The 16,402-nt window shown below is 61.5% G+C and carries 14 protein-coding genes; 6 read left to right on the forward strand and 8 right to left on the reverse strand.

The window, feature by feature from the left end:
• Position 1: 1 nt before the first annotated feature.
• Genes WHX55_RS02930 through cbiE form a run of 4 tightly spaced genes read right to left on the reverse strand, consistent with a single transcriptional unit; the run spans position 2 to position 3,417 of the window.
• Positions 2–337: a type II toxin-antitoxin system RelE/ParE family toxin gene (locus WHX55_RS02930; protein ID WP_150727821.1), complete on the reverse strand. Its 336-nt coding sequence runs from the start codon at positions 335–337 to the stop codon at positions 2–4.
• A gap of 56 nt (positions 338–393) precedes the next feature.
• Positions 394–1,119: a cobalt-precorrin-6A reductase gene (locus WHX55_RS02935; RefSeq protein ID WP_150755866.1), complete on the reverse strand. Its 726-nt coding sequence runs from the start codon at positions 1,117–1,119 to the stop codon at positions 394–396.
• On the reverse strand, positions 1,116–2,213 hold the full coding sequence (locus WHX55_RS02940) for a cobalt-precorrin-5B (C(1))-methyltransferase (protein WP_353742012.1): 1,098 nt from the start codon (positions 2,211–2,213) through the stop codon (positions 1,116–1,118). The genes WHX55_RS02935 and WHX55_RS02940 overlap by 4 nt, the downstream gene beginning before the upstream one ends.
• Positions 2,206–3,417 (reverse strand): precorrin-6y C5,15-methyltransferase (decarboxylating) subunit CbiE, encoded by a 1,212-nt coding sequence (gene cbiE / locus WHX55_RS02945; RefSeq protein WP_353742013.1) that lies wholly within the window; start codon positions 3,415–3,417, stop codon positions 2,206–2,208. Before cbiE ends, WHX55_RS02940 begins: the two co-directional genes overlap by 8 nt.
• Before the next feature lie 168 nt (positions 3,418–3,585).
• Between cbiE and cobG the strand changes: the two genes are divergently transcribed.
• From cobG to WHX55_RS02975, 6 genes are all read left to right on the forward strand, one after another.
• A complete protein-coding gene (gene cobG, locus WHX55_RS02950) occupies positions 3,586–4,908 on the forward strand; it encodes a precorrin-3B synthase (RefSeq protein WP_353742014.1) in 1,323 nt (440 codons plus the stop codon).
• Positions 4,901–5,527, forward strand: a complete 627-nt coding sequence (locus WHX55_RS02955) for a precorrin-8X methylmutase (RefSeq protein ID WP_353742015.1) — start codon at positions 4,901–4,903, stop codon at positions 5,525–5,527. The genes cobG and WHX55_RS02955 overlap by 8 nt, the downstream gene beginning before the upstream one ends.
• Entirely contained in the window at positions 5,527–6,258 is a 732-nt protein-coding gene (locus WHX55_RS02960; RefSeq protein ID WP_353743019.1) for a precorrin-2 C(20)-methyltransferase, read from the forward strand. Before WHX55_RS02955 ends, WHX55_RS02960 begins: the two co-directional genes overlap by 1 nt.
• Positions 6,258–7,961: a precorrin-3B C(17)-methyltransferase gene (gene cobJ / locus WHX55_RS02965; RefSeq protein WP_353742016.1), complete on the forward strand. Its 1,704-nt coding sequence runs from the start codon at positions 6,258–6,260 to the stop codon at positions 7,959–7,961. The genes WHX55_RS02960 and cobJ overlap by 1 nt, the downstream gene beginning before the upstream one ends.
• 202 nt (positions 7,962–8,163) lie before the next feature.
• Positions 8,164–8,982, forward strand: a complete 819-nt coding sequence (locus WHX55_RS02970; protein ID WP_353742017.1) for a hypothetical protein — start codon at positions 8,164–8,166, stop codon at positions 8,980–8,982.
• Between the two features lie 165 nt (positions 8,983–9,147).
• Positions 9,148–9,687: a hypothetical protein gene (locus WHX55_RS02975; protein WP_353742018.1), complete on the forward strand. Its 540-nt coding sequence runs from the start codon at positions 9,148–9,150 to the stop codon at positions 9,685–9,687.
• 81 nt (positions 9,688–9,768) lie between these two features.
• Here the strand turns inward: WHX55_RS02975 and WHX55_RS02980 are convergent, their stop codons facing one another.
• From WHX55_RS02980 to purH, 4 genes are all read right to left on the reverse strand, one after another.
• The gene (locus WHX55_RS02980) at positions 9,769–10,365 is read right to left on the reverse strand and encodes a MarC family protein (RefSeq protein ID WP_150755873.1); all 597 of its coding nucleotides are present in this window, start codon (positions 10,363–10,365) and stop codon (positions 9,769–9,771) included.
• Between the two features lie 65 nt (positions 10,366–10,430).
• Positions 10,431–13,208: a response regulator gene (locus WHX55_RS02985; protein WP_353742019.1), complete on the reverse strand. Its 2,778-nt coding sequence runs from the start codon at positions 13,206–13,208 to the stop codon at positions 10,431–10,433.
• Between the two features lie 100 nt (positions 13,209–13,308).
• Positions 13,309–14,604 (reverse strand): phosphoribosylamine--glycine ligase, encoded by a 1,296-nt coding sequence (gene purD / locus WHX55_RS02990; RefSeq protein WP_095944207.1) that lies wholly within the window; start codon positions 14,602–14,604, stop codon positions 13,309–13,311.
• A 189-nt stretch (positions 14,605–14,793) separates the two neighbouring features.
• The gene (purH, locus tag WHX55_RS02995) at positions 14,794–16,401 is read right to left on the reverse strand and encodes a bifunctional phosphoribosylaminoimidazolecarboxamide formyltransferase/IMP cyclohydrolase (protein ID WP_353742020.1); all 1,608 of its coding nucleotides are present in this window, start codon (positions 16,399–16,401) and stop codon (positions 14,794–14,796) included.
• Position 16,402 lies beyond the last annotated feature (1 nt).

Consider the following 16,402-nt stretch of genomic DNA (forward strand, 5'->3'; position numbering starts at 1 on the left):
GTTATCTCCGGTGTCGTTCGGTCTTTTTTCGGGATCGAAACTCGGCTATCAGTACTTTCGCCTGCTTGATGTCAGTTTTTTGTGTGGACTTGTCACCGCCACCAAAAAGGATGATCAGGTGTTTCCCTTCTTGAACGAGATAGATTCTATAGCCCGGGCCCCAATTTATCCGGTACTCGCCAAGCCCGTCGAACCACTTGATGTTTGATGTGTTTCCTAACTCAAGGCGCAGTAACGCGGTGGATACCTTAAGCGCGGCCTGCGCATTCAAGTTGGAAAACCAGCGACCAAAGGGGCTGGTTTCGTTTTCCTGTACGTATTCTTCGAGTGTGATCACAGGCGGCCCTGACGGTAACAAATAGGTTACTTATCATGCAAGCCGATAATCCTGACCTAATGAACGAAGATCGACAATGCGCCAAGTGTTTCCTCAGGCGTCAGGAACTCCCAATCAACCCCCGGCAACACCGGCCGTTTCAATACGATCACCGGCACACCACGCTCACGCGCCACTTCCAGCTTCGGCTCGGTCGCCGTGCTGCCGCTGTTCTTGCTGATCAGCACGTCGATGTTTCGCCGTTCGAACAACCCACGTTCATCGTCGATCAGGAAGGGTCCCCGTGCGCCGATCACTTCGCAGCGCTCGTTGCCCGGGTACACATCCAGTGCGCGCAGGGTCCAGAATTGCTCCGCAGGAATTTCGTCCAGGTGTTGCAGGGGCTCGCGACCGAGGGTGAACAGCGGGCGACGGAAGGGCTTCAGGGCTTCGATCAGTCCGGCCCAATCGCTGACTTCCCGCCAGTCATCACCCGCCTGGGCTTGCCAGGCCGGACGCCGTAACGCCCAGCAGGGAATGCCGCTCAAGCGCGCGGCGGTCGCGGCGTTCTGGCTGATTTGGGCGGCGTAGGGGTGAGTGGCGTCGAGCAGCAGATCGATGCCTTCATCGCGAATAAATTGCGCCAGACCCTCGGCACCACCGTAGCCGCCGACGCGAACCCGGCATTGCAGATCCGTCGGCACCCGACCGACACCGGCCAGGCTGTAGATATGTTGCGGTCCCAGCGTGCGGGCAATGGCCATGGCTTCGGTCACGCCGCCGAGCAACAGGATGCGCTTCATTGAAATGCTCCTGCATGGCCAACGATTCCGCCCTGGCGATCGATGGCGAAGACTTCCACCTGAACCTGCGCCGGCACCACGCTACGGGCAAAGTCCAGGGCGTGGTGACAGACTGCATCACCCAGGGCGACCCCGGCTGCGGCGGCCATGGCCAGTGCCTGCTGGCTGGTGTTGGCCTCGCGAATATTCTGCTGCAGCGCCGCATCGGCGCCGACCTGCGCCGCCCACAGCGCCAGTTGCGGCAGGTCAATGCTCGAATGGCGACTGTGCAAATCCATGTGCCCGGCCGCCAGTTTGCTGATCTTGCCAAAACCACCGCACAGGCTGAGTTTATCCACGGGTACTTTGCGCAGGTGCTTGAGCACGGCGCCAACGAAGTCGCCCATTTCGATCAGGGCGATTTCCGGCAGATTGTAGACCCGGCGCATGGTGTCTTCACTGGCGTTGCCGGTGCAGGCGGCGATGTGCAGGTAACCGTTGGTTTTCGCCACGTCGATGCCCTGGTGGATCGAGGCGATGTAGGCCGCACAGGAAAACGGCCGGACGATGCCACTGGTGCCGAGGATCGACAGGCCGCCAAGAATGCCCAGGCGCGGGTTCATGGTTTTCAGTGCCAGTGCCTCGCCGTTCTCGACATTGACCGTGACCTCGAAGCCGCCGCTGTAGCCGAGTTCGTCGGCCAGTCGGGCCAAGTGTTCGCTGATCATTTTGCGCGGCACCGGGTTGATCGCGGGCTCGCCGACACCCAGCACCAGCCCGGGCCGGGTCACGGTGCCGACGCCGCGACCGGCCTTGAAGCGAGTCCCCGGTTCGCTGCTCAGGCGCACCTGGGAGTAGAGCAGGGCACCGTGGGTCACGTCCGGATCGTCACCGGCGTCTTTGAGGGTTCCCGCTTCGGCGCCGTCCTCGGTGAGGCGGCAGAACTCCAGGCGCATCTGCACTTGTTTGCCCTTGGGCAACACGATTTCCACCGCATCGGTCGATGTGCCATCCAGCAGCAGACGCGCGGCGGCGAGGCTGGTGGCCGTGGCGCAACTGCCGGTGGTCAGGCCACTGCGCAGGGGGGCGGGTTGTTCGGCGGTTTCGTCACGCATCGAAGGGTTTCGTCACGTCCAGCAAGGTAATCGGCAAGGCCTGGCGCCAGGTGTCGAAGTCGCCCAGCGGTTGTACCTGGGCGATATGAATGCGGGTCAACTCCCCGCCGTGTTGCTCGCGCCAGGCCATCAGGGTCATTTCACTTTGCAGGGTGACTGCGTTGGCAATCAGCCGGCCACCGGGTTTGAGTTCGGCCCAACAGGTATCGAGCACGCCTTCGCGGGTGACACCGCCGCCAATGAATATCGCATCCGGCCGCTCCAGTCCGGCCAATGCCTGTGGCGCGCTGCCGCGAACCAGTTGCAGGCCGGGAACGCCGAGGGCATCGCGGTTATGTTCGATCAACGCTTGTCGGCCCGCATCCGCCTCGATGGCCAGTGCGCGGCAACCGGGGTGGGCGCGCATCCATTCGATGCCGATCGAGCCACTGCCGGCGCCGACGTCCCACAACAGTTCGCCAGGGACCGGGGCCAGGCGCGCGAGGGTGATGGCGCGTACATCGCGTTTGGTCAATTGGCCGTCGTGCTGGAACGCCGAGTCCGGCAGACCGGCCAGTCGCGACAGGCGCAGCGTGTTCGGCTCGGCGATGCACTCGATGGCGATCAGGTTCAGGTCGGCGATCACAGGATCGGCCCAGTCGCTGGCGGTGCCATCGATGCGACGTTCGGCTTCACCGCCCAAATGTTCGAGCACGGTTATTCGGCTCGGACCGAAGCCACGTTCGCGCAACAGTGCAGCGATGGCGGCGGGGCTGCGGCCGTCGTTGCTCAACACCAGCAAGCGCACGCCACTGGACAATTGCGCGTTGAGTGCGGCGACGGGGCGGGCAACCACCGACAACGTGACCACATCCTGCAAGGGCCAGCCCATTCGCGCCGCGGCCAGTGAGCAGGAGGACGGCGCGGGAAGTGTCAGCATCTCGGCCGCGGGGAGTTGCCGGGCGAGGCTGGCGCCGACGCCGAAAAACATCGGATCGCCACTGGCCAGGACGCAAACGGGTTCGCCACGGTGCGACAGCAGCGATTCAAGGCAGAAGGGGCTCGGCCACGGCTGGCGCTCGCCGCGTATGCACGGCGGGAGCAAGTCCAGATGCCGCTGGCCGCCGAAGATTTTCGCGGCGCGCAACAACGCATGCCGGGCGTTCTTGCCCAGGCCCTTGAAACCGTCTTCGCCGATGCCTACTACCGTCAGCCAGGGTGTCATGCCATTCCTCAATCACGCGTTCAACGTTGTTGGGCGGCATGATAGCGCGGGTTCCTTGAGCTGACTGCCTTGTCTTCCCGACCGGAGTCTTTTCATGCAGCGAAGTAAAGCAGGCATAATACCGCGCTCTTTCGCCGTGAACTGCCTCGCCACCTGAACGGGTCCGCCTTGAACGAACGTCCACTGTCCGCTGCCTTACGCCCCTCGGCCTGTCCGGGGTTGCTGCGTATTGTCCCGGCGCTGGATGGCGGCATCTGCCGGATCAAGTTGGACGGTGGTTCGATCAGCAGCGACCAGGGCGACGCCGTAGCGTCTGCGGCCGAGCGTTACGCCAGCGGGGCGATCGAGGCGACCAACCGGGCCAATCTGCAGATCCGTGGCATTGGCGATGAGCAAGCGGCGTTGATCGATAGCCTGCTGGCCGCCGATCTGGGGCCGCGCACGGCGGCTGGCGACGATGTGCGCAACCTGATGCTCAGCCCCGGCGCCGGGATCGATCGGCGCATGCTGTTCGACACTCGCCCGCTGGCCGGACAGATTCTCGCCACACTGCAAAGCCAGGAAGCGTTCCACGACCTCAGTGCCAAGTTCGCCGTGCAACTCGATGGTGGCGAAGACCTGACGATGCTCGAGCATCCCCATGACCTGTGGCTCTCGGCGTTTGAACAAGACGGCGAGCAACGGCTGGCGTTCGGTCTGGCGGGATGCCCGACGGACAGCCCCGCCGGTTCGGTTGCACTGGCTGACGGGCACGCGCTGGTGGTCGCGGTCCTTGAGTTGTTCCTTGAACTGGCGCGCCCCGAGCAGACGCGGATGCGCCATTTGTTGGCCGAGTGCCCGATCGAGGGCATTGTGCTTCGACTGGCCGAGCGAGTGCCGCTGCAAGCTGTTGTCGGTTGGCAGCGGGTTTCGGGTTCCAGTGATTTGCACCTGGGTGCCCATCCCCAGGCCGAGTCCGGTGTTGTCTATGTGGGAGCCGTCCCGCCGCTGGGGCGGCTCGATCCGGCGATGCTGCGGGGGGTGGCACAACTGGCGCGCGAGTTCGGTGATGCCAGTCTGCGCTTCACACCCTGGCAAAGCCTGCTGCTGCCCAATGTCCGCATGGAAAACGCCGCCGAAGTCATACGGCGTTTGCAACGTCTGGGCTTGTCCTGTGAAGCCGGTCAGCCATTGTCCCGGTTGATCGCCTGCACCGGTTCCAGCGGTTGCGCCAAGGGATTGGCCGAGACCAAGGGCGATGCCCTGCAACTGGCCGCGCTGCTGCACCGCCATGGACCGGCGCCGAACATGCACCTGAGCGGTTGCCCGCGTTCCTGCGCCGCCGCGCATACGGCGCCCGTCACATTACTGGCCGTCGCCCAAGGTCACTACGATCTCTATTTTCGCGATGCAGCGCAGCCGGGATTCGGCGCGCTTCACGCACGCAACCTTACTATTGAAGCGGTCGCGGCCCTGCTCGACGCCCGCTCACGGAGCCCCCTTGATGCTTGATTACATCCGCGACGGTCAGGAGATCTATCGCAACTCTTTCGCGATCATTCGCGCCGAGGCCAACCTCGAGCGAATCCCAGGCGATCTGGAGAAACTCGCGGTCCGTGTGATTCACGCCTGCGGCATGGTCGAGGCCATCGACGGTTTGCAGTTTTCCGAAGGGGCGGGCAAGGCCGGGCGTGATGCGCTGGCGGCCGGCGCGCCGATTCTGTGCGATGCGCGGATGGTCTCCGAAGGCGTTACCCGCGCGCGGTTGCCGGCGAACAATCCGGTGATCTGCACCTTGCGCGACGAGAGTGTTCCGGAACTGGCTCGTGAATTGGGTAACACCCGCTCAGCCGCTGCGCTGGAACTGTGGCGTCCGCACCTCGAAGGCAGCGTGGTGGTCATCGGCAACGCCCCGACGGCACTGTTTTACTTGCTAGAAATGCTCGACGCCGGTGCGCTAAAACCGGCGCTGATCCTCGGCTTCCCGGTGGGCTTCGTCGGCGCCGCCGAATCCAAGGCAGCGCTGGCGGCCGACAGCCGTGGCGTGCCTTTTGTCATCATGCAGGGTCGCCTGGGCGGTAGCGCCATGGCCGCCGCTGCCGTCAATGCCCTCGCCACGGAGATCGAATGATGCAGCAACCTGGACGTTTGATCGGCCTCGGCGTCGGCCCCGGTGATCCGGAACTGATTACCATCAAGGCTCTGCGTTTGCTGCGCGAGTCGCCGGTGGTGGCGTATTTCGTGGCCAAGGGCAAGAAAGGCAACGCCTTCGGCATCATCGAAGCGCATCTGCAGGAAGCGCAGAATCTGTTGCCGCTGGTATATCCAGTGACCACCGAGGCGTTGCCGGCGCCGTTATCCTACGAGCAAGTGATCAGCGACTTCTACGATGACGCCGCCACAGAACTGGCGACGCATCTCGATGCCGGTCGCGACGTGGCGGTGATCTGCGAGGGCGATCCGTTCTTCTACGGCTCCTACATGTACCTGCACGACCGGCTCGCCGAGCGTTATCAGGCCGAAGTCGTGCCGGGCGTGTGCTCGATGCTCGGCGGCGCCTCGGTGCTCGGTGCGCCGCTGGTGTATCGCAATCAGAGTCTGTCGGTTTTGTCCGGTGTGCTGCCGCACGACGAACTCAAGCGTCGCCTGGCCGATGCCGATGCGGCCGTCATCATGAAACTGGGGCGCAACTTTCCCAAGGTTCGCCAGGTGCTGGAGGAACTCGGCCTGGCCGAACGTGCGTTGTACGTCGAGCGCGCAACCATGGCCAATCAGAAGATCGTGCCGCTGGATCAGGTCGAGCCGATGTCCTCGCCGTATTTCTCGCTGATCATCGTTCCCGGTGAAAGGTGGCAAGGCTGATGACCCGTCCAGTTCCGGCGATTGTCATTCTCGGCAATGGCAGCCTCGCTACCGCACGCAGCATTCAGCAGGTGTACCCCGAAGCCCTTATCCATGGCCTGGCCGAACGGGTCGAAGGCGCGGATCGGGCCTATCACGAATTCGGCGCGACCCTGCGCGAGCTCTATCAACAGGGCACACCGATCATTGCCCTGTGCGCGGCGGGGATCGTGATCCGCACGCTGGCGCCCCTGTTGCTGGAAAAGGGCGCCGAGCCACCGGTATTGGCGGTGGCTGAAGACGGCAGTGCCGTGGTTCCACTATTGGGCGGTCTCGGTGGGGTGAATGTGATGGCGCGGGAGATTGCCGCCGTGCTTGAAGTCGCTGCGGCGATCACCACCAGCGGCGAGTTGCGTTTCGGCACGTGCCTGCTCAACCCGCCCAGCGGTTATGCCCTTGGCGATCTGGAACTGGGCAAGCGGTTCGTTTCCGATTTGCTCGCCGGCGAAACCGTGCGCATCGAGGGTGAGGCTCCGTGGCTGGCGCAGGCGCAGTTGCCCGAAGATGCGCAGGCTCGACTGGCGGTGCATGTCGGTCATGTCGAACGGACACCCGCGGCCAACGAATTGTTGATCTACCCGCGCAATGTGGTGGTCGCTGTGGATGCCGGCGTGGAGAACATCGCGCAGGCGGTGCGCGACGCATTGCATCAGGCAAAAATTGCCGTGCAGTCGCTGGCCTGTCTGTTGGCGGCCGATACCGAAATGGCCAGCGCGGCGTTGCGCGAAGCTGCGCTTGAATTGGGCGTGCCGTTGCGCTTTGGTCACGCGGAGAAGGCGCTTGGCGAACGTCTGCGTACTGCGATAGCCCAGCCCGTTTCCATGCTTGGTAGCGACACCGTCGCCATTGCGGTGGCAGAGCAGCCGCTGGACCCGTTGCAGATCGGCCGCCCTCGCGGACGCCTGGCGGTGATCGGCCTCGGGCCGGGTGCTGCCGAGCTGATGGTGCCGGCCGTGAAGGCTGAACTGGCCCGCGCCAACGATGTATTGGGCTACGAAACCTACGTGCGCATGGCCGGGCCGTTTCGCGCCGATCAGGTGCTGCATTGCACGGACAACCGCGAAGAGATGCAGCGCGCCCGTCACGCTTTCGAACTGGCGGCCCAAGGGCGTTCGGTGGTGGTGGTTTCTTCGGGGGATCCGGGGGTGTTCGCCATGGCAGCGGCGGTGCTGGAAGCGTTGCATGAATCCAGCGACGCCCATTGGCATAACGTTGATCTCGAGATTCTGCCGGGGGTTTCCGCCTCGCTGGCGACGGCCGCCCAGGCTGGTGCACCGCTGGGTCATGACTTCTGCGTGCTGTCGCTGTCGGATAACCTCAAGCCTTGGGCAATCATCGAGAAACGCCTGGACCTGGCCGCGCAAGCCGATCTGGCCCTGGCCTTCTACAACCCGATCTCGCGTTCGCGGCCATGGCAATTGGGCCAGGCGCTGGACATCGTCACCCGGCACCGCGAGCCTGAGACTCCCGTGGTGCTGGGGCGTGATATCGGGCGTCCGGGGCAGACGCTGCGGGTCACCACCCTTGGCCAGTTGACCCCGGATCAGGTCGACATGCGCACCATGGTGTTGATCGGTTCATCCCTGACCTGCGTTTTTCCACGCACTGGCGGCGGGGAGTGGGTCTACACGCCACGCTGGTATGGCAGTAAACCAGTATCCTGAGTTGTAGCGGCCTGGTTTTCCGGGCCGCTGTTTCAAAAAATACAAACTAACGATTAGCCCACGGTCAATGAAAGTTGTCGTGGGTTTTTTGATGCTTGCTATTTGAAATAAGTTTTAAGTGTTTTTGTTTTGAATGGGGCGGTGTTTTGTTTTAGTTTGAGGTTGTCGCATGGAGTGGCAAGTTAATTAAATGGAGATTTAAATGAGCGATATAAGTATTCAGCCAGTTACTCAAATGGCATTTGATGATGCGATGCAGGATAAGTACTTCGAAGGCATTGCGGCAGAACTGCAAAACGTCGCGCCAGGGCGGCGGACCAAGCGTTCCACCTCGATCCTGGAGACGGCATCGAGTGATTCGTCGGCGCAAGGTGTAGGGACTTCGGTAGTAGGGCCCTCGCTGGTGGTCTTCGAACAGGCGCTTTCGGAGGACGACAGGCAGGCTGCGCTGGAGTGCCAGCAGTTTGCCGAAGCAGTGGTCCGGAATCGACTGCCCCAGGGAGCCAGCAACGAAGAACGCTACCGGATGTACAACGAGGCATTGTTGTCGCTGGGCTGGGTGACGCAAAGCTACACCTACAAGAAATACGTCAGCAAACAGCTCACCATCACGATGAATGAAGCGATTTTGCAAGTGCTTGAGACCGTTGTTTCTGGTGGAGCAAGCAGCGTCCTGAACCTGGTGGCATCGGGTTTCAGCAAGCTTAAGGGCGATAAGGACGCACTGAAGATTGTCGATGCCGGCAGCAAGAAAAACGACGTCATCAGCTTCAAGGCTGTGCCTTGCATTACGACGCCAGGCGGTGGCATGTCCATGTTGATGGGCGGCCTGGACTTGGTGGACAAGGAATACAACGGCAACTTCTTATTCGTGACTTACAAGACCCAAGGGGTGCAGATTTTTCAGGGAGCGGGTGTGCGCGAGTTTAATCGGCGTGCATTCGAGCGAAAGAAGAATACGATATACGAGTATAACGACCAGTTTGCCGATGGCCTTTTCAAACAATTAACAGGGCAGTGAGGCTGGCTTTTTATCGGTAATGCCGGTTTCAAGCGCTGACTGTGAGTGGTAAATATGTCTGCAACTGTCAATGCCACCGTAGTGGGTGGCTGTCTGTTGTCTTTTACACAAGGTGTGAGTCCGCAAGATCAACAGGATATACAGGACTGTTTGCTGTACGCAGAGTTGGCCGCTAACGAAAAGTATCCGGGCAAGGTCTCGAAGAAAATCTGGTTCGATTATTTTCAAGGGCGATTGCTCAAGGCGGGATACTCGCTCAAGACCATCGTTCCGACCGATCCGATCCTGGTCACGAGTGTCCGTCAATTGCTCAGCGCCAGTTACAGTGTGATGGGTCGCTTGGGCGTGGAGCGCCTGGGCCAGCTCTTCGAGGACACCTTTAAGGCGTTGCGGCTGGATGAGTTTGCCTGGGATTTCTTTCGCAGCAATGTTGCCAATGGCGGCTCGGGTATCCTCAAGTGCGCGCCTTGCGAGCGGCTCGCCTCGGGTGAAGTGGTCGTCTGCCTGCTTGGCTTGCGCTACAGCGCGACCGTGATGGAAAGCGACTTTTTCCTGTGGAGCGAGTTCGATCGAGTGCTGGAGATCATTCCCGATGGCGGGGTGTTTGTGTTCGACCGACGGGCGTTTGAAAACTACCGTAAACGGGTTCACGAGAAAATCGAGGCTTATTCGAACAAGGTGTTCGTGCGCAAACTCCAGTCCTGATTGAAAGCTTTGCACGCAATAAAAAACAAGGCCCTGTGATTGACACACAGGGCCTTGTTTTTGGAGTTGGGTAAACGTGCTTTAAGGCACCAGATAACCCTTCACCCCGGTGAAGATGATCTGCGCCGCCAGTGCACACACGAACAACCCCATCAAGCGGCTGACGATCTGCAGCCCCTGGTCGCCAAGAATGCGCTCGATACGACCGGACAAAAACAGCACCACCCCCACTGTAAAACTGGCCAGGGCAATACTGACAATGGCCGTGAGCTTGTCGTCCCAGTGCGGCTGGCTCACGCCCATCACCAGCAGGGCGCCGATGGTGCCGGGGCCGACCGTCAGCGGAATGGTCAGCGGGACGATGGTCACATCCTGCTGCACGTTGTCGGTCTGTACCGCCGATTTACCTTGCGCCATCCCTAGTGCGGAGATGAACAGGACACTGCCGGCGCCGATGCGAAAGGCATCCACGGTAATGCCGAAGACAGTGAAAATCACTCGGCCGAACAAGTACAACAGAACACTGGAGACCAGGGTAGCGACCGCTACTTTCCAGGCCAGCCGACGCTGCTCCTTGCGCGAATAACCACGGGTCAGACTGATGAAGCAGGACAACACGAAGAATGGGCTGTAGAGCACCAGCATCTTCAGATAAACGCTGAACAACACATGGAGCATGGTGCCGGGCTCACTGGCGAGGGAATTCGAGTGGGAGTCTATCAGGGGTTGCGAAGTCTGTCGGCTCAGGACGTTTGGGTCGTTGCGCGATTCTGCTGGTCACGCTGGGCGACCCAATGCTCGATCAGTTCGCGCAACTGCGACAGTTCCACCGGCTTGGCCATGTGTCCGTCCATGCCGGCCTGGCGCGCACGCTCTTTGTGTTCGGCAAGGATATGGGCGGTCAACGCCACCACAGGGGTGCGAACCCGCTGGTTGCCGACTTCCCAGGCGCGCAGCTGCTGGGTAGCCGAAAAGCCATCGAGGATGGGCATTTCGCAGTCCATCAGCACCAGGTCGTAGCGTTGGGCCTTCATCGCCTGCAAGGCTTCTTCGCCGTTGCAGGCGGTATCCGGTTGCAGGTTGAGCTTGCTCAGCATGCCGCGGATCACCTTGGTCGAAATGCTGTTGTCTTCGGCCACCAGAATGCGGAAGTCGCAGGGGACCTTGACCGGCAGGGCCGGATCGCTTTGCACTGGGTGGGTGGCGACGAGACCGTTGTTGCGTTGGGTCAGTTCGTCGGCCAGTGTGGTCTTGAGGGTGTAGCCGGCCACCGGTTTGGCGAGGATGCGCTTGATCCCGGAGTTGCGCGCGATGATCTTGCTCGGTGCGTTGCTGATGCCTGTGAGCATGATCAGCAGGATGTCATGGTTCAGGCTCGGGTCTTCCTTGATCTTGGCCGCCAGTTGCATGCCGGTCATGCCGGGCATGTTCTGGTCCAGCAGGACCACATCGAAGTAATCGCGCAAATGAGCCTTGGTGCGCAGCAGTGCGAGCGCCTCCTTGCCGGAAGGCGCGGCGCTGACATTCAGGCCCCAGGCGCTGCATTGCTGCACCAGCACCTTGCGACAGGTTTCATTATCGTCCACCACCAATACCCGCGCACCTTGCAGCGGGCCGTCGAGGTCGGAGGTCGGGTGTTCGAGGCGATCCGGGTCCAGCGGCAGGGTCAGCCACAGGGTGCTGCCCTGGTTGCTGCCACTCTTGATCCCGAATTCTCCCTGCATCAAGCGGATCAGCTGGCGGGCAATCACCAGCCCCAGGTTGCCGCCCAGGTGGGTGGCCGAAAGGAAATGCCGGCTGTGCAGTTCTGCGTGCATCAGGGCGTCGCGTTCTTCGGCGTTCATGGGCTCGCCGCTGTCCTGCACGGCGATACGCAGGCGTGGCTTGGTGTTGCGCTCGTCGAGCGCCACGACGATCAGGATTTCGCCCTCATCGGTTTTTTTCAGGGCGTTTTCAAGCAGGCTCAACAGCGTCTGGCGCAGGCGTGTGGGGTCACCGCTGATCACCCGCGGCACTTGCGGCTGGATGAAGCTGATCAACTCGACGTTTTGCTGCTCGGCCTTGGCGCGGAAGATGTTCAGGCAGTCTTCGATCAGCGCGTTGAGGTCGAACTGCACATCGTCCAGCTCGATCTGCCCGGACTCGAGTCTGGAGATGTCGAGAATTTCGTTGATCAGTGTCAGCAGCTCGTTGCCAGCGCTGTGGATCGTCTGCACATAGTCGCGTTGCTTGACCGAAAGCGGCGTGCCCAGCAGCAGCTCGGTCATGCCGAGGACACCGTTCATCGGGGTGCGGATTTCATGGCTGATCTTCGCCAGGAACTCTGCCTTGGCGTTGATCTCGGCGTTGCTGGCCGCCAGGTCACGACTGATGCTGAAACGGTCTTCGGTGATGCGGCGTTGGCGCTCGCTCAATGCAATGCTCATCAGCAGGCCGCTGATGCAGATGACCAGCAGCAAGGTGGTGAGCAGGCCATGGGGTTCGATCAGGGTCAGCCCCAACAGCGCCGGCAGGATGACCAGTGTCCCGAGGTTGAACACCACCATGGCCGCCACGAAGAGGCGAGCCGGGCGATAACCTTTTTGCCAGTGATAGGCGCTGATGAACAGCATGGTCAGGCCTGCCAGGGCCACCAGGCCATAGGTAATGAAGTTCAGCGGCAAGGTATTGACGAACAGCAGCATCAGGCCGCAGGCGGTGATGAGCAGGACCTCGCCGAGCAGCAACCGATTCAGCGGATGCGGCCCGAGCGGGGAGAAGAAACGATGGGCAAGCATCAGGCCGCAGGGCGCAGTCATTAACAATGCCAGGTAAGCCCCCGGCGTTTGCAGTGCATGCCAGTCCGGTAGCCAGGGACCGGCGAGGTTCAGCAACAACAGCAGGCTGAGCATCAACAGCCCTTCGCACGTCGCCAACCAGAGGGCACTGTGCGAGCGGGTGTAGGTGTAGCGGATGAGATTGTGCAGGATCAACATGGCGATGCAACCGAACAGCAGGCCATAGATCAGCGTCTGGATCTGGTTGGCAGCCGCGAGGATCGCCGATTGCAGGGTGATATAGGGTCGTAACTGGTGATCGGAGGCCAGCCGCAGGTAAACGTCGAGGGGGTTGTCGCTTTGCGGCAGAGCCAGCATGAAGTCGCTGCTGGGCAATGGTCGCTCGGATTGCGGCTGTTCGTTGCCCGTGCTGGATTGATCGATCAGCTTGTCGCCGTCCAGTACGTACATGTTGAACTGGCGCAGGTCAGGCGCGAACACCCGCAGCAACTGTTCGTGTTTGCCCGGTGCGAGCCTGAATCGCAACCATAGCGCGCCATCGGGTTCGGCCGCGGTAATGCGGTCGAGTTCGATGGGGCTGAATTGATTGGTGTAACGTGCGGAACGGATGTCGCTCAGTTGCAGGTCGCCCTGTTCGTCGAGCAATACCGCCCAGCCACTGCCTTGCGTGGCCTGGGCCGGTAGCATGCAGAGCAAGGTCAGCAAAGTGACAGTCAAGCTTATGGCAATCCTGAGCCAGCGCACGGCGAAATCCCTTCGTTAGGTTGATGCCAGAATATAACGATGCGCGACGCCGGAACAGCCAGGCAATAAACCGTGTTCATTGCCTGGCGCGGTGTTTACCTTATTCCTGATTTTCGCCACGCTCGCGGGCAATGGCACGGTAGCCAATGTCCTTGCGATAGAAACAGCCTTCCCAGTCAATCGATGCCGCCAGTTTGTAAGCCTGCTGCTGTGCAGCGTCGACGCTGGCGCCCATGGCCGTGGCGCAAAGCACCCGACCACCGGCCGTTACGACTTGACCGTCCTTGAGCGCAGTACCGGCGTGGAAGACTTTGCCTTCCAGTGCTGCTGCTGCATCCAGGCCATTGATGGCCACGCCCTTGGCGTAGTCACCAGGATAGCCGCCAGCGGCCAGCACGATGCCGACGCTCGGGCGTGGATCCCATTGTGCTTCGACCTTGTCCAGCGCTTGGGCCAGGGCGGCTTCCACCAGCAGCACCAGGCTCGACTGCAGGCGCAGCATCACCGGTTGGGTCTCAGGGTCGCCGAAGCGGCAGTTGAACTCGATGACTTTTGGGTTACCAGCCTTGTCGATCATCAGACCAGCGTACAGGAAACCAGTGTAGACGTTGCCTTCCTCGGCCATGCCGCGCACGGTCGGCCAGATCACCAGGTCCATGACGCGCTTGTGCACCTCGGCGGTGACCACTGGCGCCGGGGAGTAAGCACCCATGCCGCCGGTGTTTGGACCGGTGTCGCCGTCGCCGACGCGTTTGTGGTCCTGGCTGGTGGCCATCGGCAGCACGTTCTTGCCGTCGACCATGACGATGAAGCTGGCTTCTTCGCCGTCCAGGAACTCTTCGATGACTACACGCGAACCCGCATCGCCGAAGGCATTGCCCGCCAGCATGTCGCGCACGGCGTCTTCGGCTTCGGCCAGGGTCATGGCGACGATCACGCCTTTACCCGCGGCCAGGCCGTCGGCCTTGATCACGATCGGAGCGCCTTTTTCACGCAGGTAGGCCAGGGCCGGCTCGATTTCGGTGAAGTTCTGGTAGTCGGCAGTCGGGATCTTGTGGCGAGCCAGGAAGTCCTTGGTGAAGGCTTTCGAACCTTCCAGCTGTGCGGCGCCAGCGGTCGGACCGAAGCAATCCAGGCCACGGCTACGGAACAGATCCACAACACCGGCAACCAGCGGCACTTCAGGGCCAACGATGGTCAGGGAAACGTTTTTCTCGGCAAAGTCTGCCAGTTGCTCAAGCGCCAGTACGTCGATGGCGACGTTCTCGCACTTGGCTTCGATGGCGGTACCGGCGTTGCCCGGAGCCACGAACACCTTCTGCACGCGCGGATCCTGAGCCACTTTCCAGGCCAGGGCGTGTTCACGGCCACCGCTGCCAATGATCAAAACATTCATTTCAAAAACCTCGGATGACGCTAATTCTGTTTTAGAACCTAAAGCGCTTTACGCCCTAGGAGGTTGCAATGACGCCGGTAGATGCAAGGCGGAGCCCACCTCGATGAGCGGAGTTGCCTTTTGGCAATGAGCATCATCGAGGTGGGCTCCAACGCAGCAGATGCCGGCGTCAGTGCGACCGTTGCCGTATTAGTGACGGAAGTGGCGCATGCCGGTGAACACCATCGCGATGCCGGCTTCGTCGGCAGCAGCAATCACTTCGGCATCACGCATCGAGCCGCCTGGTTGGATCACGGCAGTCACGCCCGCCTTGGCCGCATTGTCCAGACCGTCGCGGAACGGGAAGAATGCGTCGGAAGCCATCACCGAACCGGCTACCTGCAATCCAGCATGTTCTGCCTTGATTGCAGCAATTCGCGCGGAGTTCACGCGGCTCATCTGGCCGGCGCCGACACCGATGGTCTGGCGATTCTTGGCGTAGACGATGGCGTTGGACTTGACGTACTTGGCGACTTTCCAGGCGAAGATCAGGTCGTGGATTTCCTGTTCGGACGGTGCACGCTTGGTCACCACTTTCAGGTCATCGGCGCCGATCATGCCGATGTCGCGGCTCTGTACCAGCAGGCCACCGTTGACGCGCTTGTAGTCCCAGGCCGCCGCGCGGTCAGCCGACCACTCGCCGCAGGCCAGCAGGCGTACGTTGGCTTTGGCGGCGACGATGGCGCGGGCTTCTTCGCTGACCGATGGAGCGATAATCACTTCGACGAACTGACGTTCGACGATGGCCTTGGCGGTCTCGGCGTCCAGTTCACGGTTGAAGGCGATGATGCCGCCGAACGCCGATTCAGTGTCGGTAGCGTAGGCCAGTTCGTAGGCCTGACGGATGCCGCCTTCGGCATCAGGGCTGACAGCCACGCCGCACGGGTTGGCGTGCTTGACGATTACGCAAGCCGGCTTGACGAAGCTCTTCACGCATTCCAGCGCGGCGTCGGTGTCGGCCACGTTGTTGTACGACAGTTCCTTGCCTTGCAGTTGGGTCGCGGTGGCGATGCCGACTTCGGCAGGCTTGGCTTCAACATAGAACGCCGCGCTCTGGTGCGGGTTCTCGCCGTAGCGCATTTCCTGGGCCTTGATGAACTGGCTGTTGAAGGTGCGCGGGAACTCGCTGCGGCCGGAGGTCGAGAGGGTTTCGGCTGCCTGGTTCACGGTGCCCATGTAGTTGGCGATCATGCCGTCGTAGGCGGCGGTGTGCTCGAAGGCCTTGAGCATCAGGTCGAAACGCTGGGCGTAGGTCAGGCCACCGGCCTTGAGGCTTTCCAGGACGCTGGCGTAATCGCCGGCGTTGACCACGATGGCCACGTCTTTATGGTTTTTCGCTGCCGAACGAACCATGGTCGGGCCGCCGATGTCGATGTTCTCGATGGCGGTCGGCAGGTCGCAGCCTGGCTTGCTGATGGTGGCTTCGAACGGGTACAGGTTGACCGCTACCAGGTCGATCGGCTTGATGCCGTGCTCGTTCATGATGGCGTCGTCGATACCGCGACGACCGAGGATCCCGCCGTGGATTTTCGGGTGCAGGGTCTTCACCCGGCCGTCCATCATTTCCGCAAAGCCGGTGTAATCAGCGACTTCCACTGCGGCAACGCCGTTGTCCTGCAGCAGCTTGAACGTTCCGCCGGTGGAGAGGATCTCGACGCCGAGGGCTTCAAGCTCCTTGGCGAATTCGAGGATCCCGGTCTTGTCGGAAACGCTGATCAAGGCGCGGCGGATCGGCAGGCGGGTAGTCTGGTCGGTCATC

This window comes from Pseudomonas fluorescens (assembly GCF_040448305.1).
Taxonomy (GTDB): domain Bacteria; phylum Pseudomonadota; class Gammaproteobacteria; order Pseudomonadales; family Pseudomonadaceae; genus Aquipseudomonas; species Aquipseudomonas fluorescens_BH.